General features: G+C 65.3%; 20 protein-coding genes and 1 riboswitch. Of the genes, 5 read left to right on the top strand and 15 right to left on the bottom strand.

The genetic code is table 11. The annotated features are described in order from the left end of the window. The first annotated feature begins 81 nt into the window (after positions 1–81). Together NG698_RS13880 and NG698_RS13885 are read left to right on the top strand one after the other, a co-directional pair. A complete protein-coding gene (locus NG698_RS13880; RefSeq protein ID WP_252610533.1) occupies positions 82–753 on the top strand; it encodes a GAF and ANTAR domain-containing protein in 672 nt (223 codons plus the stop codon). A gap of 128 nt (positions 754–881) precedes the next feature. After that, positions 882–1,622 (top strand): GAF and ANTAR domain-containing protein, encoded by a 741-nt coding sequence (locus NG698_RS13885; RefSeq protein ID WP_252598635.1) that lies wholly within the window; start codon positions 882–884, stop codon positions 1,620–1,622. Positions 1,623–1,769: 147 nt separating this feature from the next. Here the strand turns inward: NG698_RS13885 and purU are convergent, their stop codons facing one another. The 9 genes from purU to gcvP all read right to left on the bottom strand — a co-directional run bounded on the left by purU (position 1,770) and on the right by gcvP (position 13,473). Then, positions 1,770–2,624 (bottom strand): formyltetrahydrofolate deformylase, encoded by an 855-nt coding sequence (purU, locus tag NG698_RS13890; protein ID WP_252610540.1) that lies wholly within the window; start codon positions 2,622–2,624, stop codon positions 1,770–1,772. Further along, positions 2,625–4,118 carry a D-serine/D-alanine/glycine transporter gene (gene cycA / locus NG698_RS13895; protein WP_252598637.1) on the bottom strand — a complete coding sequence of 498 codons (1,494 nt, stop codon included), beginning with the start codon at positions 4,116–4,118 and terminating at the stop codon, positions 2,625–2,627. After that, a complete protein-coding gene (locus NG698_RS13900; RefSeq protein ID WP_252610542.1) occupies positions 4,108–4,935 on the bottom strand; it encodes a methylenetetrahydrofolate reductase in 828 nt (275 codons plus the stop codon). Before NG698_RS13900 ends, cycA begins: the two co-directional genes overlap by 11 nt. A gap of 41 nt (positions 4,936–4,976) precedes the next feature. Beyond that, a complete protein-coding gene (gene lipA, locus NG698_RS13905; RefSeq protein ID WP_252610544.1) occupies positions 4,977–5,987 on the bottom strand; it encodes a lipoyl synthase in 1,011 nt (336 codons plus the stop codon). Positions 5,988–6,000: 13 nt separating this feature from the next. After that, entirely contained in the window at positions 6,001–7,398 is a 1,398-nt protein-coding gene (locus tag NG698_RS13910) for an L-serine ammonia-lyase (RefSeq protein ID WP_252610546.1), read from the bottom strand. A gap of 167 nt (positions 7,399–7,565) precedes the next feature. Further along, positions 7,566–8,891, bottom strand: coding sequence for a serine hydroxymethyltransferase (gene glyA, locus NG698_RS13915; RefSeq protein ID WP_308216152.1), 1,326 nt, complete (start codon positions 8,889–8,891; stop codon positions 7,566–7,568). Continuing rightward, entirely contained in the window at positions 8,888–9,271 is a 384-nt protein-coding gene (gene gcvH, locus NG698_RS13920; RefSeq protein ID WP_252598640.1) for a glycine cleavage system protein GcvH, read from the bottom strand. Before gcvH ends, glyA begins: the two co-directional genes overlap by 4 nt. Before the next feature lie 214 nt (positions 9,272–9,485). Then, entirely contained in the window at positions 9,486–10,598 is a 1,113-nt protein-coding gene (gene gcvT / locus NG698_RS13925; protein ID WP_252610548.1) for a glycine cleavage system aminomethyltransferase GcvT, read from the bottom strand. Positions 10,599–10,620: 22 nt separating this feature from the next. After that, complete coding sequence (gene gcvP / locus NG698_RS13930; protein WP_252610549.1) at positions 10,621–13,473, bottom strand: aminomethyl-transferring glycine dehydrogenase; 2,853 nt, start codon at positions 13,471–13,473, stop codon at positions 10,621–10,623. A gap of 159 nt (positions 13,474–13,632) precedes the next feature. Beyond that, a riboswitch (glycine riboswitch) is annotated at positions 13,633–13,730 on the bottom strand. A gap of 118 nt (positions 13,731–13,848) precedes the next feature. On the opposite strand from gcvP, the gene NG698_RS13935 reads away from it, so the two are divergent. Beyond that, positions 13,849–14,664 carry a helicase domain-containing protein gene (locus tag NG698_RS13935; protein WP_374210095.1) on the top strand — a complete coding sequence of 272 codons (816 nt, stop codon included), beginning with the start codon at positions 13,849–13,851 and terminating at the stop codon, positions 14,662–14,664. A 92-nt stretch (positions 14,665–14,756) separates the two neighbouring features. Continuing rightward, positions 14,757–15,842, top strand: a complete 1,086-nt coding sequence (locus tag NG698_RS13940) for a DUF8462 domain-containing protein (RefSeq protein ID WP_252599942.1) — start codon at positions 14,757–14,759, stop codon at positions 15,840–15,842. 99 nt (positions 15,843–15,941) lie between these two features. On the opposite strand, the gene NG698_RS13945 is transcribed toward NG698_RS13940, so the two are convergent. Next, positions 15,942–17,732 carry an NAD(P)/FAD-dependent oxidoreductase gene (locus NG698_RS13945; protein WP_252599941.1) on the bottom strand — a complete coding sequence of 597 codons (1,791 nt, stop codon included), beginning with the start codon at positions 17,730–17,732 and terminating at the stop codon, positions 15,942–15,944. A gap of 177 nt (positions 17,733–17,909) precedes the next feature. Here NG698_RS13945 and NG698_RS13950 point away from each other — a divergent pair, with 177 nt between their 5' ends. Beyond that, on the top strand, positions 17,910–19,217 hold the full coding sequence (locus NG698_RS13950) for a helix-turn-helix domain-containing protein (RefSeq protein ID WP_252599940.1): 1,308 nt from the start codon (positions 17,910–17,912) through the stop codon (positions 19,215–19,217). A 43-nt stretch (positions 19,218–19,260) separates the two neighbouring features. Here NG698_RS13950 and NG698_RS13955 read toward each other — a convergent pair whose 3' ends face one another. The 5 genes from NG698_RS13955 to NG698_RS13975 all read right to left on the bottom strand — a co-directional run bounded on the left by NG698_RS13955 (position 19,261) and on the right by NG698_RS13975 (position 23,106). After that, entirely contained in the window at positions 19,261–19,929 is a 669-nt protein-coding gene (locus NG698_RS13955) for a DsbA family protein (RefSeq protein WP_252610552.1), read from the bottom strand. 82 nt (positions 19,930–20,011) lie between these two features. Then, on the bottom strand, positions 20,012–20,443 hold the full coding sequence (locus tag NG698_RS13960) for a hypothetical protein (protein WP_252599938.1): 432 nt from the start codon (positions 20,441–20,443) through the stop codon (positions 20,012–20,014). 124 nt (positions 20,444–20,567) lie between these two features. Next, positions 20,568–21,335: an amino acid ABC transporter ATP-binding protein gene (locus NG698_RS13965; protein ID WP_252599950.1), complete on the bottom strand. Its 768-nt coding sequence runs from the start codon at positions 21,333–21,335 to the stop codon at positions 20,568–20,570. Positions 21,336–21,352: 17 nt separating this feature from the next. After that, entirely contained in the window at positions 21,353–22,276 is a 924-nt protein-coding gene (locus NG698_RS13970; RefSeq protein ID WP_252599949.1) for an amino acid ABC transporter permease, read from the bottom strand. 38 nt (positions 22,277–22,314) lie between these two features. Continuing rightward, positions 22,315–23,106, bottom strand: a complete 792-nt coding sequence (locus NG698_RS13975; protein ID WP_252599937.1) for an ABC transporter substrate-binding protein — start codon at positions 23,104–23,106, stop codon at positions 22,315–22,317. Between the last annotated feature and the right edge of the window lie 195 nt (positions 23,107–23,301).

The following is a 23,301-nucleotide window of genomic DNA, read 5'->3' on the forward strand; positions in this document are numbered from 1 at the left end:
GGGCGTCCTCAATACCTTGCATCCAACCAGTCTTAACGACCAGCCCGGCAAGTCCAGCAGGCGCGCCTTAAACCACCCAAATTGTTCAGCAGCGTCCTAGGCGGGCTCTCCATCATCGCCGCGGCCGCTCTGAGCCGCTCGGCCGGCGCCACGGTGGAGTGCGGGGTCACCCTTAAGCACGCCAGGAAAACCACCACCGTAGGCGGCAGCACCGAGCGCGCAGTCCACCTGGACCGCATCGAACAGGCCGTGGGCGACGGGCCGTGCATCGCAGCGTTGAAGGCAGCGACCCCTGTACTGCTGGCCGATGTCCGCACCGACCCGCGCTGGCCGACCTACCAGGAACGACTGATCGAGGAGGGCATCCACAGCGTCCTGGGCGTCCCGCTTGAACTCGGCGAAAACGCGGCCGCAGTCCTGAACTTCTTCGCGCCGGCCACCGGCGTGTTCACCGAGGCGACCATCAGCGAGGCGGCCAGTTTCGCCGACGTCGCCGGCAGTGCCGTCCGCCTTGCCGTCAGGGTGGGAACCGCCGAGAGCGCCGCGGATGACCTGAGCGCGGCGATGATGAGCCGCACGGCCATCAACATTGCCTGCGGGATCATCATGGCCCAGAACCGCTGCAGCCAGACCGAGGCGATGTCCATCCTGATGAAGGTCTCCAGCCACCGGAACCAGAAGCTCCGGGACGTGGCCGACGAGATCGTCCGGAAGGTCTCGGGCGAGGAAGCCAGCACCTACTTCGACATGTAGGGACACCAACGAAACCCGGGCCTGGTGGCTACCTGCCCGCCCTGGAAAAAAGCGAGTACTCACTACTCGTGTGCCACCCCGGCAGGGCCTTTTACGATGAGGGCGTACCGACACATGGGGGCTGGGGCATGATGATCGATCAACTGGTGGACTGGCGCGTCTCGGGGGTCCTGCTGGATATCCGTGGACACTCGGAAGCGGCATCGGCGTGCGCACTGGCCCGGATTGCGGCGTCCGCCGTGAGCGAGATTGCCGGCTACCCCGTGGAGAGCACGGTGACGCTCGTGCGGCCGGACGGGACGCCCTTCACAGCGGCAACCACCGACGCCGCCGGCGGCCTTTCCCGGTGGGACCAGCTCGCCGGACGGGGTCCCACCTCGCGGGCACTGGGCGGCCGCCTGACCATCATTCTCAATGATCACTGCCTGGACAAGCGCTGGGACGAGTACCCGGCAAGTCTCAGGTCAGCCGGCTTCCGCTCCGCCGTCGCCGTGCCATTGCCGCTGGAACGCGGCTACCGGGCCGCACTTACGTTGTATTCAGCGGAAACGAACGTGTTCACCCCGGTTGTCGCCAGCCAGGCGCTGGAGTTCTCCGACGTGGCGGCCAAGAGCCTGGTCCTGGCACTGCAGGTCCGGGCTGGCCTGGCCCAATCCGCGGATCTCCGCGCAGCCATGGCCAGCCGCACCGCTGTCAACGTCGCCTGCGGTGTGATCATGGGCCAGAACGGGTGCTCCTACGAGTCGGCGTTGCAGATGCTCACGCTCGCATCGAACCATCGGAACCTGACCATCCGCGACGCCGCCGAAGCGATGCTGCGCCCGCTCCCGGGCGGGGTTCCGCCCACACACTTCCAGCAGCGCGCCTGACGCAGCGCCCGCCGTCGAGCGTTAAGGGCGCCACGACTGTTGCGCACCCCGCCCCACTCCCCCGAATGTAAGTAGCGCTAAGTGTCGTTATGAGGGCTCATAACGACACTTAGCGCTACTCAGTTGGGCGGGGACGCGCAGGAACGGTCAGCGCAGAACCACTGTGCGCCCGCCGTCGAGCATTACCCGGCCTTCACAGTGCCACCGGACCGCGTTGCTCAGCGCCTTGCACTCAGCGTCGCGGCCCACGCGCACCAGGTCATCGGCCGTGTACGTGTGGTCCACGTCGATGACCTGCTGGGCGATGATCGGCCCCTCATCCAGCTCGGCGTTGACGTAATGCGCCGTGGCGCCCACGGTTTTCACGCCGCGGTCGTACGCCTGGTGGTACGGCTTGGCGCCCTTGAAGCTGGGCAGGAACGAGTGGTGGATGTTGATGGTCCGGCCCGTCAGCTGCGCCGACAGCTCGTCGCTGAGGACCTGCATGTAGCGGGCCAGGACCACCAGCTCCACATCGTATTCATCCACGAGCTCCAGCAGGCGGGCTTCCTGCGCCGGCTTGGTCTCCTGGGTGACCGGGAGGTGGAAGAACGGGATGCCGTGCCACTTGACCAGTTCCTGGTGGTCCGTGTGGTTGGAGACCACGGCCACGATTTCCACCGGAAGATCACCCGTGCGGGCCCGGAACAGCAGGTCGTTGAGGCAGTGCCCGAACTTGGACACCATCACCAGCACACGGCGCTTGCGGCCGTGCGGCTCCAGCTGCCAGTTCATGGCCCACTCAGCAGCCAGCGGCCCGAAGTCCCGGCGCAGGTCCTCCGTGGTCAGCGGCTGCTTGCCGGATTCGAAATGCACCCGCATGAAGAACTGCTGGGCCTGGCGGTCACCGAAGTGCTTGGTGTCGATGATGTCGCAGTCGTGATCCAGCAGGTACCCGGTGATCGCGTGGACGATCCCCGGCGACTCGGCGCAGTTGACGGCCAGAACATGTTCGGTTGCCACTTAGCTCTCCCGCGATGCCTTCGCGTCGGCCAGCTCCGCGTCGGCCAGGGCCTTCTCCTCGGCCACTTCCTTCTCGCCGGCGAGGTCCTTCTGGAACTCCGCGTAGCGGGCCAGGTGAGCCGGACGCTTCCGCAGGATGACCCAGGCGACGCCCAGGATGACGAACCAGATGGGCGTAATCAGCAGCGCCAGAAGGGTATCCGGCTGCGTGGTCAGTGCCCACAGGACGAAGGCGAAGAACGCGAAGACCACCCAGACCATGGGGATGCCGCCCGGCATCTTGAACTTGGACGCCGCGTGCAGGTGCGGACGGCGTGAACGGAACTTCAGGTAGCTGGCCAGGATGATGGACCAGACAAAGACGAAGCAGACGGCGGCCACGGTGGTGACCATGTCGAAGGCCTTGCCGATGTCCTTGCCGGCGTACATCAGGACGATGCCGGAGAGCAGCAGGATGCAGGAGAGGAACAGGGCGTTCTGCGGGACCTTGCGGGCGGACAGGCGGCTGAAGACGGTGGGGGCGTCGCCCTCCTGGGCCAGGCCGTACACCATGCGGGAGGTGGAGTAGATGCCGGAGTTGGCAGAGGACATGGCCGAGCTGAGCACCACCAGGTTCACGATGGTGGCCGCGGCACCGAGGCCGGCCAGGGAGAACATGGCGATGAATGGGCTGTGGCCGGCCTGGAACTGGGTCCACGGCGTGACGGACATCAGGATGATGAGGGCGCCTACATAGAAGAGCAGCACGCGGATGGGGATGGAGTTGATGGCCTTGGGCAGGTTCTTCTCCGGGTCCTTGGCCTCGGCGGCGGTGGTGCCTACGAGTTCAATACCCACAAAGGCGAAGACGGCGATCTGGAAGCCGGCCACAAAGCCCATGAATTCGTTCGGGAACAACCCGCCGTGGCTCCACAGGTTGGTGAAGGTGGCCGGGCCGGCGTCGGACTGGAAACCGCTGAAGATCATAAACAGGCCAACAATGATCAGCGCCGCAATGGCGATGATCTTGATCAGCGCGAACCAGAACTCGGTCTCACCGAATGCCCGCACCGTTGCGAGGTTCAGGACCAGAAGGATGATCACGGTGGCGATGCCCGGAATCCACAATGGCACCCCCGGCCAGAGTTCCTCCGAGTAGGCAGCAATGGCGATGACGTCCGCGATGCCCGTGATCACCCAGCAGAACCAGTAGGTCCAGCCGGTGAAGAAGCCGGCCCACGGGCCCAGCAGGTCAGCGGCGAAGTCGCTGAAGGACTTGTAGTTCAGGTTGGACAGCAGCAGTTCGCCCATGGCCCGCATCACGAAGAACAGCATGAAGCCGATGATCATGTAGACGAAAATTACGGACGGGCCGGCGGCCGAGATGGTCTTGCCTGAGCCCATAAAAAGGCCCGTGCCGATGGCGCCGCCAATGGCGATCAGCTGGATGTGCCTGTTGCTGAGCTGGCGTTCAAGATGGGGCGTTTCCGGGGTGGTGACGGTTTTAGTACTCACGTGCTGCTCCTCGAATCAATGCTGGCTGGAGTGCCGTTGTGGAAGACGCGGCCGCTTCGTTGGGGACCGCATCGAGGTTGTTGAAGCTGTAAAGGTGGATCCCTGCGATGCCGGGCTGGCTTTCGAGCCCGGCCACCAGGGGGTGGGGTGAGTAACGGTCACCGCTGAGCAGCTTGCGCGCCAGTGGGCCTTTGCGGCTAAGGAACTTCAGGGAACTTCCGACGCCGATCTGCGTGGCGAGTGCCACCAGCTTGGTCCGCGGGACGGACCCCGCCACGCCTGCCCAGACGGGCAGGTCCACGCCTTCGCGGCGCAGGAGCGCCGCGAAGTCGAGGATTTTGGGGGCGTCGAAGCACATCTGGGTGACCACGTGGGTGGCCAGGTCCTGCTTGTCCTGCAGGGCGTCCAGCAGGTCCAGGGCCGCCACGGTCGGGTGGCCTTCCGGGTAGCCTGCCACGCCGGCGCGCATCCGGCCGCCGGTGTAGTGGGCGATGTCCTCGAGCAGCGGGAGCGCTGACTCGTACGGCCCGGCGGGCTGCTTCCGGTCGCCGCCGATCACAAACACCTCGCGGATGCCGGCACCGTCGCACTCCCGCATGATCCGGGTCAGCTCGGCCCGGTCGTGGATGCTGCGTGCGGCCAGGTGCGGGATGACGGTGTAGCCGAGCGTGCTCAGCTCCACCGACGTGCGCATGGTCCGCTCGATGCCGTGGTGCGGCAGGCACGTCATGGTCAGCGTGGTGGTCAGCGGAACCAGCGCCTGGACCTGGTCAACAATCCCGGTTGAGGGGATGATTTCGATTCTTGTAGGGAGCATCTTCGGTCCTTTCTGGATCTCGGCTCTGAATACCGGAACGGTCAGCTGGCGTGGGCGGCCAGCAGTGAGCTGGCTTCCTGGCGGGTGCTGCCGGAGGACTCGATGTGCGCGAGTTCGGCGGGGATTTCCCAGCCCTTCTTGCGCATCGCGGTGGCCCAGAGCCGGCCGGCCCGGTAGGAGGAACGGACCAGCGGCCCGGACATGACCCCGAGGAACCCGATCTCGTTCGCCTCGTCCTGGAGGTCCACGAACTCCTGCGGCTTGACCCAGCGGTCCACCGGCAGGTGCCGTTCGGAGGGGCGCAGGTACTGGGTGATGGTGATCAGGTCACAGCCGGCCTCGTGCAGGTCTTTGAGGGCTTCGGAGATTTCCTCGCGGGTCTCGCCCATGCCCAGGATCAGGTTGGACTTGGTCACCATCCCGAGCTTGCGGCCCTGGGTGATGACATCCAGGGACCGGTCGTACCGGAACGCGGGCCGGATCCGCTTGAAGATCCGGGGCACGGTCTCGACGTTGTGCGCGAAGACCTCCGGCTTCGAATCGCAGATCGCCGCGATGTGCTCGGGCTTGCCGGAGAAGTCCGGGATCAGCAGTTCGACGCCGGTGCCCGGGTTCAGCTCGTGGATCTTCCGGACCGTCTCGGCATACAGCCACACCCCCTCATCGGCCAGGTCATCCCGGGCCACCCCGGTGACCGTGGCGTAGCGCAGCTGCATGGCCAGGACCGAGCGGGCCACCTTCGTGGGCTCGAACACGTCCACCGGGGACGGCTTGCCCGTGTCGATCTGGCAGAAATCACAGCGCCGGGTGCATTCGGACCCGCCGATCAGGAACGTGGCTTCCTTGTCTTCCCAGCACTCGAAAATGTTCGGGCAGCCGGCCTCCTCACACACCGTGTGCAGGCCTTCCTTCTTGACCAGGTTCTTGAGCTGGACATACTCCGGACCCATCTGGACCTTCGCCTTGATCCACTCCGGCTTCCGCTCCACAGGTACTGCAGAGTTGCGCTGCTCAACGCGCAGCAGCTTCCGGCCTTCTGGTGCCAGTGTCATCAGTTCTCTTCCCTTAGCATTCCACTACGTTGACGGCGAGGCCGCCCATGGCTGTTTCCTTGTACTTGGAGCTCATGTCCCTGCCGGTCTCGCGCATGGTCACGATCACCTCGTCCAGGGACACCCGGTGCGTACCGTCCCCCCACAGGGCCATCTTTGCTGCGTTGATGGCCTTCGCCGCCGCAATCGCGTTCCGTTCGATGCACGGCACCTGGACCAGCCCGCCGATCGGATCGCACGTCAGGCCCAGGTTGTGTTCCATCGCGATCTCCGCCGCGTTCTCCACCTGCTGGGGCGTCCCGCCCATCACCTCAGCGAGTGCACCAGCCGCCATGGACGACGCCGATCCCACCTCGCCCTGGCAGCCCACCTCGGCACCCGAAATGGACGCCTGCTCCTTGTACAGCACGCCGATGGCACCGGCCGTGAGCAGGAACTTGACCACAACGTCGTCGCGGTCTTGCTGCGTGGCCTTGTCCATGCCGGGCGCGAAATGCAGCGCGTAGTACAGGACTGCCGGGATGATCCCCGCAGCACCGTTGGTGGGCGCCGTGACAACCCGGCCGCCGGACGCGTTCTCCTCGTTCACTGCCAGGGCGATGAGGTTCACCCATTCCTGCCAGTACTTCGCGTCCCGGTCCTTGTCCTCCTTTTCGAGCCGCTCATGCCAGTCCGGAGCACGACGGCGGACCTTCAGTCCCCCGGGCAGCAGCCCCTCACGCTTGAGGCTGGTTGCCACACACTCCTCCATCACGGAGTAGATGTGCAGCAGGCCTTCGCGGATTTCCGCCTCGGACCGGGACGCACGTTCGTTGACGAACATGATGTCGCCGATGGACAGGCCCTTGGACTGGCACCGGCCCAGCAACTCCGCGGCGGTGCGGAACGGCAGCGGCAGTTCCTTCTTGGACTCGTCCAGTTCCTTCAGCGCCGCGTCCTCTTCGCCTTCGCGGACAATGAAGCCGCCGCCGACGGAGAAGAACGTGGCCTTGTGGAGGACTTCGCCTGCCTCGTCAGTGACCGTGAAGGTCATGCCGTTGGTGTGCCGCGGCAAGACAGTGAGCGGTCGCAGGACCATGTCCTTGACCCCGTACGGCAGGGGCACGGAACCGGCGAGCTGGAGCGTGCCGGTTTCGGCGATGGCGGCGAGCCGCTCCTCCACCTCGGCCGGCAGGATCTTTTCCGGGTGGAAGCCCTCCAGGCCCAGCAGGATGGCCGTCATGGTGCCGTGGCCATGGCCGGTTGCCGCCAGCGACCCGTACAGGTCCACCCGCAGCCCGGCCACCTTGTCCAGGCTGCCTGAGCCCTTGAGCTCCTCGGCAAACACGGCGGCAGCGCGCATCGGCCCCACCGTGTGAGAGCTCGACGGCCCGATCCCGACGGAGAACAAATCAAAGACTCCAACGGCCATGATGACTTCCTAACTAAAAATTACTAATGACGAGCCGGGCATCCTGCGTAAGCCGCAGGAAGACCGAACTCCCTGTAGGGGCCGGCGGGCGGGGGTTTTCGAAAGCGTGCGTCAGAGCGACGAAGGAGCAGCACGCGTGAAAACTCCGGTCCGCCGGCCCCGGCACCTCAGCTGAGGTTTGCGACAGACGGGTACAGCGGGTGGGCGGCGGCGAGTGCCTCTACCCGGTGACGCAGGCCGGAAAGGTCCGCGTCGGCGTCGGCAATCAATGCCTCGGCGATGATGTCCGCAACTTCACGGAAAGCTGCCTCGCCGAAACCACGGGTGGCCAGCGCGGGGGTGCCGATCCGGAGGCCGGAGGTGACCATCGGAGGGCGCGGGTCGAACGGTACGGCGTTGCGGTTGACGGTGATGTCAATCGCGGCGAGGCGGTCCTCGGCCTGCTGGCCATCCAACTCGCAGTTGCGCAGGTCAACCAGGACCAGGTGGACGTCGGTGCCGCCGGAGATCACGTTGATGCCCTTGGCGGTGACGTCCGGCTGGACCAGGCGGTCGGCCAGGATGCTGGCGCCGGCGAGGACGCGCTCCTGGCGTTCCTTGAACTCCGGCGTTGCTGCGATCTTGAAGGCCACGGCCTTGCCGGCGATGACGTGCTCCAGCGGGCCGCCCTGCTGTCCGGGGAAGACAGCCGAGTTGATCTTCTTGGCGATCGCGGCGTCGTTGGAGAGGATGATGCCGCCGCGCGGACCGGCGAGGGTCTTGTGCGTGGTGGACGTGGTGACGTGGGCGTGCGGCACGGGGCTCGGGTGCAGGCCAGCTGCCACCAGACCGGCGAAGTGCGCCATGTCCACCATCAGGAAGGCACCCACCAGATCGGCGATCCGGCGGAACTCGGCGAAGTCCAGCTGGCGGGCGTAGGCCGACCAGCCGGCGACAATCAGCTGCGGCTTGTGCTCCAGCGCCAGGCGCTCCACCTCGGCCATGTCAATGGTGTGGGTGTCTTCGCGGACCTGGTACGGGACCACGTTGTATAGCTTGCCGGAGAAGTTGATCTTCATGCCGTGGGTCAGGTGGCCGCCGTGGGCCAGGTTCAGGCCCATGATGGTATCGCCCGGCTTGATCAGCGCGTGCATGACCGAGGCGTTGGCCTGGGCGCCGGAGTGCGGCTGCACGTTGGCGAACTCGGCACCGAACAGGGCCTTGACGCGGTCGATGGCCAGCTGCTCGATGACGTCCACGTGCTCGCAGCCACCGTAGTAGCGCTTGCCCGGGTAGCCCTCGGCGTACTTGTTGGTCAGGACCGAGCCCTGCGCCTGCATCACGGCAACGGCCGTGTGGTTCTCGGAGGCGATCATTTCCAGGCCATTGCGCTGGCGGCGCAGTTCGTCGTCGATCTTGACGGCGATCTCGGGGTCCAGCACCGACAGGTCGGTGTCCAGGCTCGCGGAAACTACCTGCTCAAAAACTGCGGTGCCTGCTGCAGCGGGGCTCACAGTTCGCCACCGTTTACTTCGGCGTATTCCTGGGCGGACAGCAGCGGGCCCTCGGACTCGACGGTCACCTTGAACAGCCAGCCGGCACCGTACGGATCGGAGTTGATCAGTGCAGGATCGCCGATGGCGTCTTCGTTGATTTCCGTGACCTCGCCCGTCACCGGGGAGTACAGGTCAGAGACGGACTTGGTGGACTCGATCTCGCCGCAGGTCTCCCCCGCGGTCACTGTGGAGCCAACCTCGGGCAGGTCCACGTAGACGATGTCGCCCAGCGCCTCAGCGGCAACAGCGGACACGCCAACAACGGACGGACCAGAGCCATCAAAGGCGATCCACTCGTGCTCAGCGGAGTACTTCAGTTCAGCGGCAACCTTAGCCATGTGTGTTCCTTACGTTCGAAATCTGTGGGTGGTCGAGTTGGGCCGGGCGTTCCCCGATATCCTCTGCATGCTGCTCGTTCCTCGCTTTGACGCATGCTGCCGGATACCGCGGACCCCCCGAGGGGCCGGCGGGACGGGGTTTTCGAAAGCGTGCGTCAGAGCGACGAAGGAGCAGCACGCGTGAAAACTCCGGCCTGCCGGTTCCGGACTTGGCTTACTTTTGGCGCTTGTAGAACGGCAGGGCGACAACCTCGAAAGGCTCTGCCTTGCCGCGCAGGTCGATGTCCAGGGCGGTGCCAACCTCGGCGTGCTCGACGTCGACATAAGCCATCGCGACCGGGTAGCCGAGGGTGGGGCTGGGCTGGCCGGAGGTGACTTCGCCAACCACTGCGCCGCCCTTGAGCACCGGGTAGTGCCCGCGGCCGGCGCGACGGCCGAGACCTTTCAAGCCCACCAGCTTACGCTTTGACCCGGCTTCCTTGGCGGCTTCCAGGGCGGCGCGGCCCACGAAGTCGCCTTCCTTGCTCTTGAGCGCCACAACGCCACCCAGGCCGGCGTCGAACGGTGACCCTTCGAGGGAAAGCTCGTTGCCGTACAGCGGCATGCCCGCTTCGAGGCGGAGCGAATCGCGGGAGGCGAGGCCGCACGGGACGATGCCGAACTCGGCCCCCGCTTCGGCGACGGATGCCCACAGGGAGGCGGCGCCGTCGTTCGCTACAAAGAGCTCGAAGCCGTCCTCGCCGGTGTAACCGGTGCGGGCCAGGATGACGTTGTGGCCGGCCACGGTGAGTTCGTTGAACGCGTAGTACTTCAGGTCTGTGACGAGCGGGTGCTGGGCCTCAGCGGTCAGCTTGAGCAGGATGGCCTCTGCCTTGGGACCCTGGACCGCGATCAGCGACGTGATGGCGGAGGCGTCCTCCACCTTCACGTTGAACGCCGTGGCGCGTTCGGCCAGGGCGACGGCGACGGTGGGGGCGTTGCCCGCGTTGGGGACCACGAGGTATTTCTCGTCGCCGAAACGGTAGACGATGAGGTCATCGATGATGCCGCCGTCGGCGTTGCAGATGAGCGAGTACTTGGCCTTCCCGTCCGCGATGGCGGAGAGTTTGCCCACCAGTGCGTAGTCCAGGAACGCGCCGGCTTCCAGGCCGGAGACCCAGACTTCGCCCATGTGGGAGAGGTCGAACAGGCCGGCAGCCTTGCGCACAGCGTGGTGCTCGGCCAGCTCGGAGCTGTACTTCAGGGGCATCTGCCAGCCACCGAAATCGGTGAAGGAAGCGCCGAGTTTCTTGTGCTCTTCGTAGAGAGCGGTGTAGTTCTCAGTCATTGTGAAAGCCTTTCATACGAGACTAGTTCGCGAATTCTTCGATGGGCGGGCAGGAGCAGATCAGGTTGCGGTCCCCGGCTGCGCCGTCGATGCGGCCGACGGGCGGGAAGTACTTGTCCTGCTTGAGGTGGTGGACCGGGAAGGCGGCCTGCTCACGCGGGTACTCGCGGGCCCAGCCGGAAGATACGACGGCGGACGCGGTGTGGGGTGCGTGGCGCAGCGGGCTGTTCTCGACAGTGAAGTCGCCGTTGGCCACCTGGTCGATTTCCTTGCGGATGGTGATCATCGCGTCGATGAACCGGTCGATCTCCACAAGGTCCTCGGACTCGGTGGGCTCCACCATCAGCGTGCCCGCCACCGGGAACGCGAGGGTGGGGGCGTGGAAGCCATAATCGATCAGGCGCTTGGCCACGTCCTCCGCGGTGACGCCGGTCCTGGCCGTCAGGTCGCGCAGGTCCAGGATGCACTCGTGCGCCACCAGCCCACCCTCGCCGGTGTAGAGGACCGGGAAGTACTCATTCAGGCGGGCCGCAACATAGTTCGCCGCCAGCAGCGCCGACTTCGTGGCCTCGGTCAGGCCCTCGGCACCCATCAGCTTCACGTAGGCCCAGGAGATGGGCAGGACGCCGGCGGAGCCGTAGTTGGATGCGCTGATGGCCACGCCGTGGCCGGCTTCGTGCGCTGCCTTGTTGGCGTCACCGGGCATAAACGGTGCCAGGTGCGCCTTGGCTGCGACCGGGCCAACGCCGGGGCCGCCGCCGCCGTGCGGGATGCAGAAGGTCTTGTGCAGGTTCAGGTGCGAGACGTCGCCGCCGAACTTGCCCGGCTGTGCCAGGCCGACAAGGGCGTTGAGGTTGGCGCCGTCGACGTAGACCTGGCCGCCGGCAGCGTGCACGGCGTCGCAGATTTCGGTGACGTCGGCGTCGTAGACGCCGTGGGTGGAGGGGTAGGTGATCATGATCGCCGAGAGGACGTCCTTGTTGGCCTCGATCTTGGCATTCAGGTCAGCGTGGTCGATGCTGCCGTCCGCGGCGGTGGCAACCACAACGACCTTCATGCCCGCCAGGACGGCCGAGGCGGCGTTGGTGCCGTGCGCCGAGGCCGGAATCAGGCAGACCGTGCGCTGGGCATCGCCGCGAGAGAGGTGGTAGCCGCGGATGGCCAGCAGGCCCGCGAGCTCGCCCTGGGACCCGGCGTTCGGCTGCAGGGATACCTGGTCGTACCCGGTGATTTCCGCGAGGTCAGCTTCCAGCCCGCCGATGAGTTCGCGCCAGCCCACGGTCTGGGAATCCGGGGCGAACGGGTGGATCGAGGCGAACTCCGGCCAGGATATGGCTTCCATCTCTGCCGTGGCGTTCAGCTTCATCGTGCAGGAACCCAGCGGGATCATCGTGCGGTCCAGGGCGAGGTCGCGGTCACTCAGCCGGCGGATGTAGCGCAGCAGCTGGGTCTCGGAACGGTGCGTGTTGAACACGGGGTGCTGCAGGTACTCGGAAGTGCGGAGCACCGATTCGGGCAGTTCAAAGCCCTTCGCGTCCACAACCGGACCGGCACCGAAGGCGACGGCGATCGCGGAGAGGACATCCGTCGTCGTAGTTTCATCAGCGGAGACGCCGATGGTGTCCTCGTCGATGTGGCGCAGGTTGATGCCACGTGCTTCGGCGGCGGCGATGACCTTGCCGGCCTTGCCCGGGACGCGGACCGTGACTGTGTCGAAAAAGGTCTCGGTGACCAGTTCGCGGCCGGCGACCTTCAGCGTGGTCGCCAGGGTGCGGGCGTTGTGGTGGACCTGCTCGGCGATTGCCTTGAGGCCGTCGGGGCCGTGGTACACGGCGTAGAACGAGGAGACGATGGCCAGCAGTGCCTGCGCGGTGCAGATGTTGGACGTGGCCTTCTCACGGCGGATGTGCTGCTCCCGGGTCTGCAGCGCCAGGCGGTACGCGAGGGTCCCGGCGTCGTCCTTGGAGACTCCGACGAGGCGGCCCGGCATGGACCGCTCCAGGCCCTTCGCCACCGCCATGTAGGCCGCGTGCGGTCCGCCGAAGAACAACGGCACACCAAAACGCTGGGTCGAGCCGACGGCGATGTCCGCGCCCTGCTCCCCCGGCGGCGTGATCAGCGTCAGCGCCAACAGGTCGGCAGCGACCGTGACGAGCGCGCCGCGCTCCTTGGCAGCCTCGATCACGTCGGTGTGGTTGAAGACCCGGCCCGAGACGCCCGGCTGCTGCAGGACGATGCCATTGATGACGCCGTCGGGCAGGCCCTGGGAGAGGTCGGCGACCTCCACCTCGAACCCGAGGGCTTCGGCGCGGCCCTTCACAATCGCGATGGTCTGCGGCAGGCAGTCGGCATCCAGGACGGTCTTGCCGTCCCGGGCCTCTTTGTTCTTGTTCGCCCGGCGCATCATCAGCACGGCCTCGGTCACGGCGGTGGCTTCATCCAGCAGCGACGCGTTGGCGATGGGCAGGCCAACGAGGTCCTGGACCATGGTCTGGAAGTTCAGCAGCGCCTCCAGGCGGCCCTGCGAAATCTCCGGCTGGTACGGCGTGTACGCGGTGTACCAGGCCGGGGCCTCCAGGATGTTCCGCCGGATCACCGCAGGCGTGACCGTGTCGTAGTAACCCTGGCCGATCATCTGGACAGCCGTCTTGTTCTTCGCCGCGAGCTTCCGCAGCTCCGCAAGGACCTCAACCTCACTGAGGGCGTCCTTAAGGGCCAGCGGCTTGGCCTGGCGGATGGAGTCGGGGACGGCAACGTCCACGAGGCCGTCAACGCTGTCATAGCCAACGGCCTTGAGCATGGCGTCAATATCGGCCTGGCGGCGCGCACCAATATGACGATCGGCAAAGGTGGAAGGGGACGACTGGATGGTCATGAAGGAACTCCATAATTCAGGTGGCGCGCTGGGTACGCCACATTGATTCGGGTTCCTCCCCGCTCTGTATTGGACCTGAGAGTTTCCGCGCCACCTGCTTTTACAGGGTGACGCTTGCACCGTCGGTGAGCCCGTTGCCGGACTACTTTCCAGAGTTGCCTAACCGCGGCGGTACGTGGGCCTGAGAGATTCCCGGAGAGGATTTGCTCCTACGGCGCCTGCTGAACGTACCGGCAGGACTCTCCCGCCGCAGATCAAAAGCATGTGCCACTTCGTCAGTGACACGTCTCACAGGTTAGCCCGATTTCGGGCGGCGTGCAAGATTTCCGCCGGCGACGGCGTCACATCACCATCGGTTGCTCCGTAAAGGCCCTTTTGGGAGCCCTTAAGGGCCCCTACGGAGCAATCGATGGGAAATCGGGTCATCCCGGCACTCCGCACAATGAGGCGCGCGACGAGGTCTGGGAGGAGCTGCTCACCATCATGGAGGACAAGCACGACGGCGGCGACCTCCCCGAAGGCGTGCTGCGCAGGGCGCTGGCGCGGAACGCGGAATTGGTCGAAGCGTTCAGCAGGGCATGGCCGCCGCTCAACTACAGCGCGCTTGTGGGGGACCTCTGGCGGGTGCCCGCCTACCTGCGCCTGTGCGCCCCCTGGCTCAGTCCCGACGAGGTGCAGAAGCTGCAGCGCCAGGACCCGCACGCCTGGACCACGTCCGACCTGCCGCTCCTGGACGCGGCCCGGCAACGGCTCGAACGGGTCGGATTGACGAACGTGAACCTGGCGAGCCTCAGCATCAACTACCGGACGCCGGAAGAGGTCATGGCAGAAGCCGAGCCGGTCATCCGGGCCGTCGTCCCGGACGCCAACGTGCCCACCTCGATCCGGAGCAGCGGCCTTCCCGTCGTCCACGGATCCACACTGCAGCTGGGCTCGATCCTCGACACCTGGCTCGCCGAGCACGACGACGGGACCGCCTGCGTCATCAGCACCACTGACGCGGGACACGGCCCGTTCCTGGCGACGTCCCGCGCCAGGTGGCTGTCCCCGGAACTGGTGAAGGGGCTCGAGTTCGACCTGGTGGTCCTCGTGGACCCGGAGGGCTTCGGTCCGGGCATCGAAGGAGCGGTAGACCGCTATGTCGCGATGACCCGGGCGACCCGGCAGCTCGTCATCCTCACAAGCCCCTGATGTCGGCCCAGCAGGCGATTAGCCCGGACTGCTAGGCTGGTCGAAGTTTCACCACTTTCACCACTTTCACCTAGTTTCACCCGGAGGCGTCTGTGCAGAATCCTTTCAAACCCACTGCCGGAGCCACCCCTCCGGACCTAATCGGCAGAGCCGGGCTGCTGGACGAATTCGAATACGGCTTGCAACAGGGATCGGGTGCTCCGGGGCTGCTCACGATCATTACGGGATCCCGGGGCATTGGCAAGACCGTAATGCTCGGTGCCGCGGAGGCGATCGCCAGAGATCACGGATGGGCCGTGATCTCCCGAACGGCCAATCCGGGATTCCTGGCAAAGATCGGCGACGACATGCTCCGACTTGCAGACGAGTTCGGGGACGGTCCGCCGACGCGGAAGATCACGGCTTTCTCCGCCGCAGGGTTCGGGTTGACCACGCAACTCCCGCAGGAACGCTTTCCGGATTGGCGGCGGACCGGCGAGGAACTCCTGCGACTGCTGGACGCAAAGGGAACGGGCTTAGTCATCACTATTGACGAGATCCATGCCGTCGACCGGACAGAAATCTCGCAGTTGGCTGCCGACGTCCAACACTTCATTCGCGACGGCCTGCCGATCGGCCTGATCTTCGCCGGCCTCCCCTCGGCCGTGTCTGATCTTCTTAACGAAGGCGTAGCCACCTTCCTGCGGCGGGCCGACAGGATCAACCTGCACGAAGCGGCCGTCGCCGAAGTCACCGCCTCTTACCAGGAACTTTTCAGCGAAGGAGGCATCGGCGTCTCCCCGGAGCTGATCAGCGAGGCGGCGGCGGCCACAGAGGGCTACCCGTTCCTTATTCAGCTCGTCGGCTATTACCTCTGGATGGAGGCTGGTAAGTCGGGCTGGACGTTGGATCAGCGCGGCGTCCGCGCCGCCATCGCGGCCGCGCTGCGACGGAACACCCTGGTTGTTGTCGAGTCCGCACTTTCGGACATCTCTGACAAGGACCGCGAGTTCCTCGATGCGATGGCCCAGCAGGATGGCCCTTCGTCAGCTGCCCAGATCGGGAACATCATCAAGTCCAAACCCAATCTGGTCTCCAAGTACCGGAACAGGCTCATCGCAGCCGGGCTGATCGAGTCTGCCGGCTACGGGAAGGTCGACTTTGCCATCCCCGGACTGCGCCAACACCTTCGAGGGTAGAGCCGTCCACGGCCTATCACGTGATGAATCCTCCTGATCTCGATGCCGTAGAGACGGCTGCGCCATGTCGGCGCAGCCGCCCGCCCGGGTGGGTGGTGATCAGCGGGTGTGGTGCGATGCCTGGAGCTCAAACACCGGTGTGGGCAGCCCCTCCAGCCGGGCCTTGAGCTGCAGGGCCAGGTAGTTGGAATAGTGCCGGCTCTGGTGCAGGTTGCCGCCATGGATCCAGAGGTTCTCCACGTTGGTGGGCTTCCACATGTTCCGCAGCTCGCCCTCCCAGGGGCCAGGGTCCTTGGGCGTTTCGGAGCCGAAACCCCAGCACTTGCCCACCCTGTCAGCCACCTCGGGTGAGACAAGGTCAGCGAGCCAGCCGTTCATCGAACCGTAGCCGGTGGCGTAGATGATCACGTCGGCTTCCAGCTCGGTGCCGTTGTCCATGACCACGGCGTTGCCGGTGATCTTGCTGACCTGGCCGTTGGCGAGTTTCACGCGGCCGTCGATGATCAGCTGGGAGGCGCCGACGTCGATGTAGTAGCCGGAGCCACGCCGCAGGTACTTCAGGAACAGCCCCGAACCGTCCACTCCGAAGTCCAGCTCGAAACCCGCAGCCTCGAGCTGGGTGTAGAAACCGGCGTCCCGCTTTGCCATCTCCTGATAGACCGGGATCTGGGCCTCCGGGAGGATCCGGTACGGCAGCGAGGCGAACAGGAGGTCGGCCTTCTCCGTGGTGACGCCGTTGGCCAGCGCCTTCTCCGAGTAGAGGTCGCCGAGGGCCAGGTCCATGAGGGACTCACTGCGGGCAATGTGGGTGGACGAGCGCTGGATCATGGTGACGTCGGCGCCGTGCTCCCAGAGGTCGGCGCAGATGTCGTGGGCCGAGTTGTTTGACCCGATCACCACGGCCTTCTTGCCCGTCCAGTCGCCGCCACCGGGGTGCTTGGAGGAGTGGTACTGCTCCCCCAGGAAGCTCTCGGCGCCGTCGAACGCTGGCACGTTGGGGTAACCGGAGACGCCCAAGGCGAAGACGAGCTGTTTGGGACGCAAGGTGACCGGTGCGCCGTCGCGGATGACCTGGACGACCCATTCTTGAGCGTCCTCGTCGTAGCGGGCGTTGGTGCATTCGGTGCTGGACCAGTAGTTCAGCTCCATGATGCGGGTGTAATGCTCCAGCCAGTCGCCGATCTTGTCCTTGGCCGCGAACACAGGCCAGTCTTCCGGGAACTTCAGGTACGGCAGGTGGTCGTACCAGACGGGGTCGTGCAGGTGCAGGGACTTGTAGCGGTTGCGCCAGGAGTCGCCGGGCTTTTCGTTCTTCTCAATGATGAGGGTGGGCACGCCGAGCCGGCGCAGCCGGGCGCCGAGGCCGATCCCGCCCTGCCCGCCGCCGATGATCACGGTGTAGGGCTGGTCCTCGTAGCCGAGCCTGGCTTCCTGCTCCTCCTTCAGTTCCAGCCAGGACTTGCGGCCCTTGCTGATGTGGTGGGCCACGCCCTTCTCACGATTGGCGCCCTTCTTTTCCTCGAAGCCCTTCAGCTCCTGCATGGTGGTAAGCAGGGTCCAGCACTTGCCGTTGCGCAGGCGCAGATGAGCGTAGCCGCGGGCCTGCGAGGTCTCGAAGTTGACCCAGGCCTCTGTACCGGCAGCGTCCCCGGTGGCGTCCTCGGCCAGGGTCCAGTTGGACGGCTGAATGTCCTCCAAGGTGGCGTCCAGCATGCTCCTGATCTGGTCCTTGCCCTCGAGCGTTTTGAGATTCCAGGTGAAGGATACGAAGTCGCGCCAATACGATTCGTCCTCGAACAATTCCAGTGCTGCCTCGGTGTTGTGGCTGCGCAGCGCGTCGTCGAACTGCGCCAGCCAAGCCTCGGCTATGCCATTTGCGGTCTCAGGCATGTCTCCTCTTTCCATTGCTGACGATGAGTCATTGCCCGGTTCCATAACAGCCGACCGGGTGGTGACTCGCATCACAAGTAAATGTCGCGGGGGGTTACAATCGGGTTACACGGGCCTCCCCCCTTTCCTGCGGGGTCTTCGGGCAGATCGATTCGACGGCGAGTTGGGAGTAGACGCATGCAGCACGCGTTGGCGCCTGATCCCGGGCTCCGTTTCTCCTCTCCCCTGGAGTACGCCAGGACGCTCCGCAGCGCGCAGGATGCCACGCTGGCCGGCTCGCCGGATCCTGCGTTTTCGCCGTCATTGCTTGAGTCGTGGCGCCGCTCCCTGGCTCTGGGAATCAACCCCGAGCAGCACAGTCCGGTGCATCTGCATGACGTTTCTGAAGCCCGTTCTTTGGGCGCCGGACACCGCCTGGCATCCGTGGTTCCGGCGTTGTCCCAGATGCTCGCCGATGAGTCCGCCGCGGGCCGCCACCTGCTGATCGTCACTGACCATCTGGGCGAGGTGCTGTGGCGGGTCGGCAGCGGGTCAGCGTTGCGGCAGGCCGACTCACTGGAGTTTGTGGAAGGTGCCGACTGGTCCGAGTCCGGCATCGGCACCAATGCCATCAGCGAGGCGCTTATTACCGGGGGCCCGGCCCAGTTGTTTTCGGCCGAGCACCTGGTGCGGACCCACCACGACTGGGCCTGCACCGCCGCCCCGATCCGCGACCCTTTCAGCGGGGAGATCGTCGGCGTGCTGGATGTTTCGGGGCCGATCGACACCGTGACGCCGGACAGCCTGCGGATGGTGCGTTGCGGCGTGCGGCTGGCCGAGGAGCTGTTGAGGTCCGCAGGCCCGACGGCGGAACTGAGTCCGCGTGCCGCCGTCGGACTTTCCCGTCCCGGCACCGCCTCTACGCTGTTCCTGCGGCTGCTCGGCGACAAGCCGACAGCAGAGCTCGACGGCGGCCGTGGCGTTCCGATCACGCTGCGCCGAGCCGAAATACTGGCGTTGCTGGCCTCGCGAACACAGGGCTGGAGCGCCGAAGAGCTGGCCTACCAGCTGCACGGCGAGGACGGAGCGGCCGCGACAATTCGGACGGAAATGCACCGGATCCGTGCGGTGTTGGGTGCCGTGGTGGAGCCCAATCCGTACCGTTTTGCCGCTGGCGTGACTGTGGTGTCCGACGCCGACGCTGTGGCCGGGTACTTGCGGGCCGGCCGCCTCGGCGAAGCGTTGGCGGCGTACCCGGCCCGCCTGCTCAACCGCTCGAATAACCTGGCCGTTGAGCTCATGCGTGACGAATTGAATGAGGCTGTTGCGGCCTCGGTCCGTTCCAGCGGAGATGCCGACCTGATCTCACGCTGGTGCGCCAGCGATATGGGCTCGTGCGACATCGCCGCCGCTTCCGCGTTGGCACGATTGACCGGTCCTGAGGACGCGCGTTTCCAGTTGGTGCGGGCCCGAATGGACCGGATTGATCGGGAGTTGCGGGCTTAAGTTTGGCGCCGCCCCCGATGTTGCACGGCACTAACCACAGCCGCTACCGGACGGCGTCGTCGAGCAACTGCCGGAACTGGGCTTCGGTGTTGAGGACGAGTTTTTCGCCGTTCAGGAAGAACGTCGGGGTGCCGGTAACACCGAGGGCTTTTCCGACCGCGATGTCCCGGCGGATCCGTTCCTTGGTGTCCTCGGCGGCAACATCCTGATCGAACCGGGCCATGTCGAGGCCGAGGCCTTCCGCGTAGGTCCGGAAGAGGGCGGCCTGGGAGTCCTGCTTTTCGCCCCACTCGGGCTGGGTCGCGAAAAGCTTCGTGACCATCGGTTCGTAGTGGCCCTGACGCGCGGCGGCTTCGACAGCGAGCGCTGCCGTGCCGGAGTTCGGGTGTCCGGGCAGGGGGAAGTAGCGGAGGACGAACGTGATCCGGTCCCCGTAGTCCTCCTTCAGCTCCGTCACCAAAGGCTCGGCGGCGCGGCAGGCCTCGCACTCGAAGTCCAGAAACTCAACCAGCTGGGCTTTCTCGGCCGGTGGGCTGGTGAGCCGGTGGCTGTCTTCCCTCACCACCGGGGAATCAGCGGCCGCCGGGGGCACGGGCGTGGCGGGTTTGTTCGCGGTAAACACGGCGAACCAGATCAGACCCACAGCCACGAGGACCGCCAGAATGGTCCAGATAGCGACGCGGACGTTGCGCGCGACAGTGACGGCACTCATCGGCCAGTGTTCCCCCTCAGCTTAGAACCCAGTACCTCAATCATAGCCAGAGCGCCACCGCACCGACGGTTTTGACCTGCGGCTACTCCGGTTCGCGCGACGCATCGCTGAGGCGCTCCACCAGCCGGTGCGCAACCGCAAAGCCGCGCGTCCCAGGCTTCCCCGCGTCCGGGCTGACGGCACCCACGTCCGCGCCGTCGTCGGCCATCACACGCTCCCACCTGTACAACTCGTCAACGACGAACCGCCACGCCGGTGGCGGCAGCGCAACGGTAATCTCGTCATCGGTGGGCGGCCAGCCGCCCCAGCCGTCCTTATTCCGCGGGTGGGCGCGGGTTGCCGCCCAGCCCGCCGCGCGGATCGCGTGGCCCTGCCCGACGACGGTCTCGGCGCCGTCCACGGCAGCAATGGCGACGGTGTTGTCAATGGTCCCGTCGATGAACAGCCAGTCCTCCACGCTCATGGTCAACGCGAGCAGATCCTCCTCCTGGTTGTCCGCTCCGGGGTTCGTCACTGCGTCACTCCAACTGTTCCCATTCCACGAATCTAGACCAACATCATCCTTCACCGTAGGCACCAATGCCGGTCCGGGCATGATCCGCTTCGGACATCACGCCCGGACCGCCTGGGTTGAGCCGTCAGAGAACTTTGGAGAGGAACTCCTGGGTGCGGGCCTGCTGCGGATTGGCGATGACGTCGCGCGGCTTGCCGCTTTCGACGACGATGCCGCCGTCCATGAAGGTCAGGGTGTCTCCGACCTCGCGCGCGAAGCCGATCTCGTGGGTGACCACGATCATAGTCATGCCGGACTTGGCCAGGTCTTTCATCACGTTGAGCACTTCGCCCACGAGTTCCGGGTCCAGGGCCGAGGTCGGCTCGTCGAAGAGCATCAGTTCAGGCTCCATCGCCAATGCACGGGCGATGGCCACGCGCTGCTGCTGGCCACCGGAGAGCTGCGCGGGATAGTGGTTGGCGTGGTTTCCGAGACCGACACGGTCCAGAAGTTCCATCGCGCGTGATCTGGCCTTCACCTTGGATTGCCGCTTGACTTGGGTGGGCGCCTCGATAATGTTCTGTAGCGCCGTACGGTGCGGGAAGAGGTTGAAGCGCTGGAAGACCATGCCGATCTCCCGACGCTGGGCGGCGATCTCTTTGATGGTCAGGTCATGCAGGCGGCCGCGGTTCTCGCGGTAGCCGATCATTTCTTCGCGGACGTGGATCCGGCCGGCGCTGATGGTTTCCAGCATGTTGATGCAGCGCAGCAACGTGGACTTCCCGGACCCGGACGGGCCGATCAGGACGGAAACCTCGCCCTGCCGGACCGTCATGTCGATCCCGCGGAGCACATGGTGCTCTCCGAAGTACTTGTGGACCCCGTCAATCCGGACGAGGGCCTCCTTCGTCATGAGGTCGTTGGTGATGGTCACGGTAGCTCATCCTTTATTTTGGGTGCTTTGGCTGCGGCGGCCGCAGGGGTCGGCTTGACCGGGGCAGGGACGATGTTGTCCACGCCCTTTCCGAAGTGGCGCTCAACGTAGTACTGGCCCACCATCAGGATGCTGGTGATCACCAGGTACCAGAGGGCGGCCACGATCAGCAACGGAATGGGCAGGTAGCTGCGGTTGGCGATGCCGTTGGTTGCGAATGTCAGGTCCAGGGTGAACGGCACCGCGAGCACCAGCGAGGTGGTCTTGAGCATCCCGATGGTCTCATTGCCGGTGGGTGGCACGATGACGCGCATGGCCTGGGGCAGAATGATCCGCCACATGATTTTGGACTTGCGCATCCCCAGGGCCTCGGCGGCTTCCATCTGGCCGGAGTCGACGGACTTCAGGCCGGCGCGGAAAATTTCGGCCAGATAGGCTGACTCGTTCAACCCCAGTCCCAGGATTGCTGCCATGAAGGCGGTGATTACGTCCTGGGTGCTGAAGCTGAACAGTTCCGGTCCGAACGGAATCCCCAGGGCGATCTTGGGATAAAGAACGGAGATGAGGCCCCAGAACACCAGCTGGGTGTAGACCGGTGTGCCGCGGAAGAACCAGACCCAGGTCCAGCTCACGCCGCGGAACAGGGGATTGTCCGACTGGCGCATGAAGGCCAGGAGAATGGCCAGCAAGATGGCGATCGCCATCGAGAGGACTGTCAGCAGCAACGTCCAGCCGATGCCCTGGATGACGAGCACGTCCATGAAATAGGTGCCGACGATGTCCCAGCGGAAATTGGTATTGGTGACCAGGCTCTGGCCCAGCAGCGCGGCGAACAGCAGGATGAGGACGGCGCCGGCCCAGCGGCCGGGATGGCGGACCGGAACGGCGTCGATCAGTTCCGGTTTCCGGTGCGCGGCAATGTTCCTGCGGTCGCTGGTATCGGTGGGTGCGAGGCTGCTCAATTCCCTACCGCCGGGTTCACTTCAGACTTCGTGACGGCGCCCGTGGTGTTGCTCCAGGTGTCCAGGATTTTCCCGTAGGTCCCGTCGCTGATGAGTTTGTTCATGACGTTTTTCATGAGCTCGGACAGGGCGGTGTCGCTCTTGGCGACCGCGATACCTTGCGGTGCCGCAGCGTAAACATCGCCCAGGGGCTCCAGCTTGCCGCCGGTCTGCGAGAGGGCATAGCCGATGATGGGGGAATCGGCGGCCATGGCGTCGATGCTGCCGTTCACCAGACGGGTGGTCACATCTGTCTGCGTTTTCAAAGTGACGACGTTGACGCCCGGTTTTCCGGCATCCGTGCATGCCTTGGACCGGCCGGAGACGTCGGGGTCCTCCTGGGTGGTGCCGGTCTGCACCCCTACGGTTTTGCCGCAGATGTCATCGACGCTGAAATTCTTCGGGTTGCCCTTCTGGACGGCCCACAACGTGCCGGCATTGAAGTAGCTGACCATGTTGACGGCCTTCAGACGCTCCGCGTTGATTGTGAAGGAGGAGATTCCCAGATCGTACTTGGCACCGAGAGCGGGCAGGATTCCCGTGAATTCCGACGTCTGGACCTTGACCTTCAGGCCGAGGGTCGCACCGATGGCCTTGGCGAAATCCACGTTGTAGCCCACCGGGGTCTGGCCATCGGCGCCGCCCAGGGATTCGGCAGGTGCGTACGTTGTGTCGGCACCCACCGTGAGGGTGCCCTTGCTCCTGATGGCCTCAGGTACGCTCGCGGCGAGGGCATCGTCCCTGGCCACAGAGGCGGGATCAAAGCCAGTGGAACCCGGGGCAGCTCCCCCCGAGGTCTGTGATGCATTGGTGCAACCGGTCAGAGCAAGAAGGCCGATGGCGAGACTCGCCAGTGCCTTTGTCCTCTTGGACGGAGAAAACGACATTGTTTACCTCTTGGTTGGTGTGGCCCATGAATGGGATTGTTTTCTGACTGCCTGCAC

Source organism: Pseudarthrobacter raffinosi (genome assembly GCF_023913735.1).
GTDB lineage: Bacteria > Actinomycetota > Actinomycetes > Actinomycetales > Micrococcaceae > Arthrobacter > Arthrobacter raffinosi.